The 1,779-nt window shown below is 43.7% G+C and carries 1 protein-coding gene and 1 pseudogene; one reads left to right on the forward strand and one right to left on the reverse strand.

What is annotated here, in order from left to right; all coding sequences use genetic code 11:
• Positions 1–121: 121 nt before the first annotated feature.
• Positions 122–1,132 (forward strand): annotated as a pseudogene (locus IQ242_RS23960) (hypothetical protein); the annotation flags it as partial.
• A 6-nt stretch (positions 1,133–1,138) separates the two neighbouring features.
• Here the strand turns inward: IQ242_RS23960 and IQ242_RS23965 are convergent.
• Positions 1,139–1,549 (reverse strand): salt stress protein, Slr1339 family, encoded by a 411-nt coding sequence (locus IQ242_RS23965; protein ID WP_193961673.1) that lies wholly within the window; start codon positions 1,547–1,549, stop codon positions 1,139–1,141.
• Positions 1,550–1,779: the final 230 nt, after the last annotated feature.

Here is a 1,779-nt window from a genome sequence, read left to right on the forward strand (position 1 = left end):
TCAACGGTACAGCCATTTTTAAGTAAAAAATGTACCCAGTAGCCTCTTTTCAATTTTTTCTTAGAAGCGACCTGCAGTAAGGGTTTTGTTAATTTTTTAGTATTTATGTATGGGGGAAGTCCAGTTAGAAAAGCAGAAAATCGCCGAATTTTTGCAAATTGCCCCGCCAGACACCGAATTAACCCTCGATCGCACTCCTTTGTTTATTCTCCACGATACAGCTTGGAGTATGACTGCGGGTAACATCGAAGAACAGAAAAAATATGCTCGCGGTCCGATGAAATTGGGTCCCAATGTTTACATCCCCCGCAAACCGAATTCCAGGGATAGAGACATTTTAGACTCGATCGCCCGGCCTTTTTTTGAACGTCACCGTCCCACTGCCACTTTTTATGAACAAGCGGCCGAAATGCTGCCCGCAGACACCAGAGATCAATTAGTGCGTCAACTGTGGCAACTTACCCCAGAAACTATCCGCGTCAAGGGTTTTGCACTTGCTTTAGAGGGTGTTCCTTTGAGTACGCGATCGGCTCCTGAGTTAGAAAAAAGAGCAAGAATTTGGTTAAATACGCCTTCAGAAGCCGTCTTTAGGCGTTTAGTCAAGCAATATCCCATAAATTACTTTGATGGGGCAAAAACTACCGCATTATGGGCAACAGAAGCGATTTGTCAGCAGCTATCTCACCCTAATTGCGATCGCTTGCGACCGGTTTTTGCCGAAAGAAATCGTCGGGTTATCTCCAGTGTTAACATTGAACTGGTACAAGCGCCAGGATCCCACTGTTTGACCAAAGGACGCTTGCAACCCCTCCCCGGTTACAGCGATTTTCAATACCAACAAACGGCGAAATATTATCTCCTCGCAGCCTTACAAACGGGACAATTACCGCAAATTGTCAGCCATTTTGCCGTCGATAGTTTTCTGATTAATCAAGGAAAATATCCCCATTGTGACCCCCGGGGTTTTGATCTACAACGTCTCTACAATCTCATCAGTGAAGCTTTGGATTATGAACCCGGCACTGTTTACGGTATCGTCCCTCGTTACGGCACAAATATTCTAGCCGGTGATAATATTTGGTGGCATAATCGAGTTTTTGATGCGCCCAATTTACCCACAACTTTAAATTAGACCTGATCATTTAGAAATGTCCACTTCTCCCAAAGCTTCTAGATAGGTAATCGCCGCTTCTAAAGGAGAATCGTAGCCATAGGAAAACTCCTCAAACCAGCGTCCTTCCTCCGATTTGGTATCCAATTTATCTAACCATTGCTTCGCCTTTCTAGTTAAAGCTTCTCGCTTGCGCTGCTGTTTTAATGCCGCCGCTTTTTCTTTTTCCGCTGCCTCTTGTTGTTGCCTTTCTTGGTTTTCTAAGGCTAAAGCTTTTAAAACCGCATCGGTAGAAGAATCGCCGGCATAATTAACCTTAAATTCGGCCGGGGAACGATCTTTTTCTTGGCGAGAAGAAGGGGACGGCATCGGTTTTTCCTGATCCCGTTTCTGGTATTCTGCCTTCATTTGTGCCAGTAAATCTTCTATTTCTCCCATAATGATCAAGTTAGAAAGTAAAAAGTTAAAAAGATAATTGCTCTGATTCCCTCTGCCTTAATAACTAAGTAGGGTCTGCTGAATAAATCTAAAAACCTTGTTGGATAAGAATTTTAGACTTTTTTCCCATCAAAAAGTGCCAGACCTTGGGGGGATCGGGGGGGAAATTTAGGCTCTTTTTCCCTGAAAATTAGGTAATTGACCCCCTGAAAATGGGTAAAACCCCACAC

Source organism: Microcystis sp. LEGE 08355, from assembly GCF_015207185.1.
Lineage (GTDB): Bacteria > Cyanobacteriota > Cyanobacteriia > Cyanobacteriales > Microcystaceae > Microcystis > Microcystis panniformis.